Origin of the sequence: Streptomyces boncukensis, assembly GCF_011045075.1 — a bacterium.
In the GTDB taxonomy this organism is placed as follows: domain Bacteria; phylum Actinomycetota; class Actinomycetes; order Streptomycetales; family Streptomycetaceae; genus Streptomyces; species Streptomyces boncukensis.
In genome coordinates this window covers 1-5,691 of the sequence record NZ_JAAKZZ010000474.1, presented here as the reverse complement: position 1 = coordinate 5,691, position 5,691 = coordinate 1, and the positions used below count along the sequence as shown (strand labels likewise).

The 5,691-nt window shown below is 74.2% G+C and carries 1 protein-coding gene; it reads right to left on the bottom strand.

Annotated elements, in window-relative coordinates; translation table 11 throughout:
• Window positions 1-5,691: non-ribosomal peptide synthetase (locus tag G5C65_RS29940; RefSeq protein ID WP_165302184.1), on the bottom strand; the 5,691-nt coding region annotated here is incomplete at both ends.

Sequence of the window (5,691 nt, the reverse complement as noted above, 5' to 3'; positions counted from 1 at the left end):
GAGCAACCCCCACCGCCGCCTCCCGGCCCACACCACGGGCAGCCAGCAGCCGGGCGAGCCGGTTCGCACGCCCGTCCAGCTCCGCGTACGTCAGCTCCTCCTCGCCGCCCACCAGCGCCACCGCGTCCGGCGCAGCCGCCACATGCCGCGCGAACAGGTCCGGGATCGTCACCTCGGGGGTGTTGACGGCGGTGTCGTTGAACCGCTCCAGGACCAGGGCGCGCTCGGCCTCGTCCAGCAGCTCCAGACGGGCCAGCGGAGTGTGCGGGTCGGCGGCGGCCCGGTCGAGCAGCTGTCCGAGCCGGGCGGCGATCCGCTCCGCCGCGGCCCGCGAGAACAGGTTCTCCTGGTACTGGAGTTCCACGTGCAGATGCGGGTCCGCCGAGGCGACCACGGCGATCGGGTAGTGGGTGCCGGTGACCGCGCGCACACCGGCGAGGGTGGCCCCGGCCGCCTCGTGTGCTTCCGTGAGCGCCGTCTCGTCCACCGGGTACGACTCCAGGACGACCAGGGTGTCGAACAGGGCCCCGAGCCCGACGGCCTCGTGGATCTCGCTGAGGCCGTGGTGATGGTGGTCGAGCAGCGGTGTCTGGCGCTCCTGGACGGAGACCAAGGTCTGCCCGAGTGTGGCGCCGGGCGCGCAGACGACGCGCACGGGCAGGGTGTTGATGAACAGGCCGACCATCTCGTCGACGCCCGGCACCTGCGGCGGCCGTCCGGAGACCGTGGTGCCCAGCACCACGTCCTGCCGCCCCGTCAGCCGGCCGAGGAGCACGCCCCAGGCGCCCTGCAGCAGGGTGCTGAGGGTGATGCCCAGCTCGCTCGCCCTGCGGGAGAGCTCCCGGGCCGCCAGGTCCGGCAGCGGCACCTCGATCTGGCCCAGCCCCTCCGACTCGGGGGTGGCGGCCCCCGCCGACGGGGCGAGGAGCGTCGGCTCCGTGACGCCCTCCAGCTCCCGCTGCCAGGCGCGGGCCGCCGCCTCCTGGTCCTGCTGGGAGAGCCAGACCAGGAAGTCGCGGTAGGGGCGCACCCGGGGCAGCGCCGAGGGGTCCCCGCCCGAGCCGTACAGCCGCAGCAGTTCCCGCAGCAGGTGGGGTATCGACCAGCCGTCGTACAGGGCGTGGCTGGCGGTGAAGACCAGCTCCGTGCGGTCCGGGCCCATGCGGACCAGGGAGAGGCGCAGCAGCGGGGGCCGGTCCGGCTCGAAGTGGGCGGCCTGGTCGGCGGCGAGCAGCCGCTCGAAGGCCGCGTCCGCTTCGGCCTCGCCGAGGCCGCTCAGGTCCTCCGCCCGCCAGGGCAGTTCCACATGGTCGAGCACGAGCTGCACCCGCTCCCCCGCCCCGCTGGTGACGAAGGCGACCCGGAGCGAGGCGTGCCGGTCGAGGAGCGCCTGCCCGGCGGCCCGCATGCGCTCCGGGTCCACGTCTCCGGCCAGCCGGAAGGTGAGCTGCGTGTGGTACGCGTCGAACGACGACTGGGCGAGCATGCCGTGGAAGAGGATGCCCGACTGGGTCGCCGTCACCGGCCACACGTCGGCCACGGCGCCCGCGTACCGCTCGTGCCACCGGTCCAGGTCGCGCCGGCTCACCCGCACCAGGGGCACGTCGGACGGTGTGAGCCCGCCCGCTGAGGGGGCGGCGGCGTGCCGGGCGAGGTTCTGCAGCGCCGTACGCCACAGCTCGATCAGCTCGCGTGCCTCCTCGCGGCCGAGGAGTCCGCTGGGGAAGCGGATCTGTGCGATGAGCCGCGGGCCCTGCGGTGTGTCGGAGACCAGCGCGGTGACCTCGGCCGTCGCCATCGCGGGCATGTCCGCGTCGAGGTCGGCGCTCCGCAGGCCGTTGCCGTCGGCCGGCGTCCAGCCGAGGCCGCGCAGCTCCTCGGGCGCGTCGTCGGCGGAGAACCGGCCCAGGTAGTTGAACGAGATCTGACCGCTCGGGAACGCCTGGAGGACCTCGGCGGTCCCGGGGTTGAGGTAGCGCAGCAGGCCGTAGCCGATGCCCTTGTCCGGGACGGCGTGGAGCTGCTCCTTGACGGCCTTGAGGACCTGGCCCGCGGCCCGGCCACCGTCGAAGGCGTCCTCCACGTCGACGCCTCCCACGTCGACGCGCACGGGGAACATGCTGGTGAACCAGCCCACGGTGCGGGACAGATCGGCCCCCGGCACCGAGGACTCCTCCCGGCCGTGCCCCTCCAGGCGGATCAGCGCGGAGGTCTCGTCGACGCCGCGCTCCCGCCGCCAGCGCGCGAGGGCGAGCGCGAAGGCCGCGAGGAGACCGTCGTTGACGCCGGTGCGGAAGGCGGCGGGCACGGTGGTCAACAGCGCCTCGGTGGCCGCCACCGGCAGTTCCATGGACACGTCCGCCACCGTGGCGGCCACGTCGACGGCCGGGTCGAACGGGCGGGAGCCGAGCTCGGGGTCGGGTGCGGCCACGACCGAGCGCCAGTGCGCGAGCTCGGCGGTGCGCTCGGGGCTCGTCGCCTGCTCGGCCAGGGCGTGGGACCACCGCCGCGCGGAGGTGGCGACCGGGTCGAGCCGGGGCGTACGGCCCTCGCGGATGTGGCTCCACGCGGTGGCGAGGTCGGGCAGCAGGATCCGCCAGGACACGCCGTCGACGAGGAAGTGGTGCAGGACGAGGAGCAGCCGGCCGGGCGTCCGCGCGCCCGCGTCGCCCCAGACGAACTGCGCCATGACCCCGGCCGCCGGGTCGAGGCGGCCGGTGGCCCGGTCGAGCTCGGTGGCCGCGCGCTCCCGCCAGGCGGCCTCCTCCCAGCGGCCGTCGCAGGGGACCCGGTGGATCAGCGCGGAGGGGTCCACCGATCCGGGCGCGGAGACCTCCAGCTCCGGCTCGCCGTCCTCGCCGTCCTCGCCGTCCTCGCCGTCCTCGCCGACGACGAGCCGGGAGCGCAGGATGTCGTGGTGGTCCCAGACGGCGCCCAGGGTGGCGGCGAGCTGACGCTCGTCGATGCCCTGCGGCAGCTCGACCTCCAGGGCCATCGCGAACCGGCCGAAGCCGCCGCCCCGCGCCGTCAGGTCCAGCAGGTAGCGGCCGATGGGCAGCAGCGGCATCCGGCCGGCACCGCCCCCGTCCAGCTCCTCCAGTACGGGAACGCCCCCGCCGTCGAGCGCGGTGCGCTCGGCGCGGTCCGCGAGTTCGGCCACGGTGCGGCACTCGAAGATCTGCCGCGGTGTGACCTCGACGCCCTCCGCGCGGGCGCGCGAGACGACCTGGATGGACCGGATGCTGTCGCCGCCGATGGCGAAGAAGTCGTCGTCGGTGCCGACCCGGTCGAGGCCGAGGACCTCGGCGTACACGGCGGCCAGGACCCGCTCGGCGGCCGTCCGCGGCGCCTGGTAGGTGCCTCCGGTCAGCCGCGGCTCCGGCAGCGCGGCACGGTCCAGCTTGCCGTTCGGGGCCAGGGGCAGCCGGTCCAGCGTCACGAACGCCGACGGCACCATGAACTCCGGCAGCCGTTCGGCCGCGAACCGGCGCAGTTCCCGTTCGCAGACGCCCGGAGTGCGCACCGCCTCGTCGGTGGCGGGCACCACATAGCCGGTCAGCTGTGTGCTGCCGCGGACGTCCCGGGTGACGACGGCTGCCTGCGCCACGCCCGGATGGGCGGTGAGCGCCACCTCGATCTCGCCGGGCTCGATGCGGAAGCCGCGCACCTTGACCTGCGCGTCGTCGCGGCCCACGTACTCCAGCTGCCCCTCGGGGGTCCAGCGGGCCAGGTCGCCGGTGCGGTACATCCGCGCGCCGGCGGGGCCGAAGGGGTCCGGGAGGAAGCGTTCGGCGGTGAGCGGCGCCTGACCGTGGTAGCCGCGGGCGACCGGGCCCGCGACGTACAGCTCGCCCACGACGCCGACGGGGACGGGGGCCAGCCCGGAGCTCAGCACGTAGGTCCGCATGTTGCCCAGCGGCGCCCCGATCGGGGCGCTCGCGGCGCCGGTCCACTCCGCGCCGGCGGCGAAGGCGGTGGCGTAGAACGACTCCGTCTGACCGTAGGCGTTGACGACGCGCACCCCGGGCAGCGCCGCGCGGACCGACCGCACCAGCGGCGCCGGCAGCGCCTCACCGGCGAAGACCACAGCGTCGGCCTGGATCTTGCCGCTGAGCTGGTCGATCAGTTCGGCGAACACCGAGGGCACCGTGCTGATCACGCTGCCGTCCCAGCCGCCGCGCTCACCGATCACGAGGACGTCCCGGACCAGCTCGACGGTGCCCCCGGCTGCGAGCGTGGTGACGATCTCGAACACCGACACGTCGAAGTTCACGGACGTGCCCGCCAGTGTCCGCGTGCCCGCGTGGATCTCCACCGCCTCGGCGAGCCGCAGCACGCCGTTGACGACGGCCCGGTGGGTCACCGTGACGCCCTTCGGCGTACCGGTGGACCCGGAGGTGTACATCACGTACGCGGCGTTCAGCGGCCGTACCGCCCCGAACGCACGGCCCTGTGCCGGAACGCCGGTGGCGTCCGGGACCGCGTCCGGATCCGGGCCCGGGCCCGGGTCCGCGTCCAGTCCCAGGTCCTGGACGAGCAGGCGCGGGACGCCGGAGTCCGGGAGCGCGCCGGCCACGTCCGCGTCCGTCAGGACCAGCGAGGGCTGGGCGTCCGCCAGGATCACATCCAGCCTGGAGCTGGGGTACTTCGGGTCGATGGGCAGATATGCGCCGCCCGCGCGCCAGATCCCCAGCATCGCCGCGACCAGGTCCGCCGAGCGGGGCAGCGCCAGACCCACGAGCGACTCCGTCCCCACCCCGCGGTCGGCCAGCTCTTCCGCGACGCGTTCGGCGCGGGCGGCCAGCTCCGCGTACGACCACTCCTCGTCCTCGCAGATCAGCGCCGTGGCCTCGGGGGTGGTCGCGGCCTGCCGCGCGAACAGCTCGGTGACCGTCAGCTCCGGCGTCGCGGCGGCGGTGTCGTTGAAGCCGCGCAGTACGAGCTCCCGCTCGTCCGGCTGGACGAGTTCGACGGCGCGCACGTGCCGGCCCGGGTCGGCGGTGAGCTGGTCGAGGAGGCGCACATACCGGTCCGCGAGCCCGCGGACCGTGGCGGCGTCGAAGAGGTCCGTGGCGTACTCCAGCGAGCCCACGACGCCCCGTCCGGGCAGGTCGACCATGTTGAAGGTCAGATCGAACTTCGCCGACAGGCTGGTCGTGCGCTCGAACTCCACCCGCAGCCCGGACAGCTCGAAGCCGTCGAGGTCGAAGTTCTGCCAGGCGAACATCACCTGGAACAGCGGCGCGTAGGCCGTGGACCGCTCCGGATTCAGCTCCTCCACCAGGCGTTCGAAGGGCACGTCCTGGTGGTCGTAGGCGGCCAGCGACTTGACGCGTACCTGGTCGAGCACCTCCGCGAACGTCGGATTGCCCTCCAGACGCGCCCGCAGAACCCAGGTGTTCACAAAGAACCCCACCATGTCGGTCAGGCTCTCGTCGGTACGGTTGGCGATCGGCGAACCGACCGTGATGTCGTCACCACCCCCGAGACCGTGCAACAGCACCAGCAGCGCCGACTCCAGAACCATCGACTCGGTCGCCCCGTGCGTCCGGGCGAGATCCGCCACGGCGCTCATCACCCGGTCGTCGACGGAGAACTCGACGGCGGCGCCGTCGTGGCCGGCCCGCCGCGGGCGGGGGCGGTCGGTGGGCAGTTGGAGGGGCTGCGGGACGTCGGCCAGCTCCGCACGCC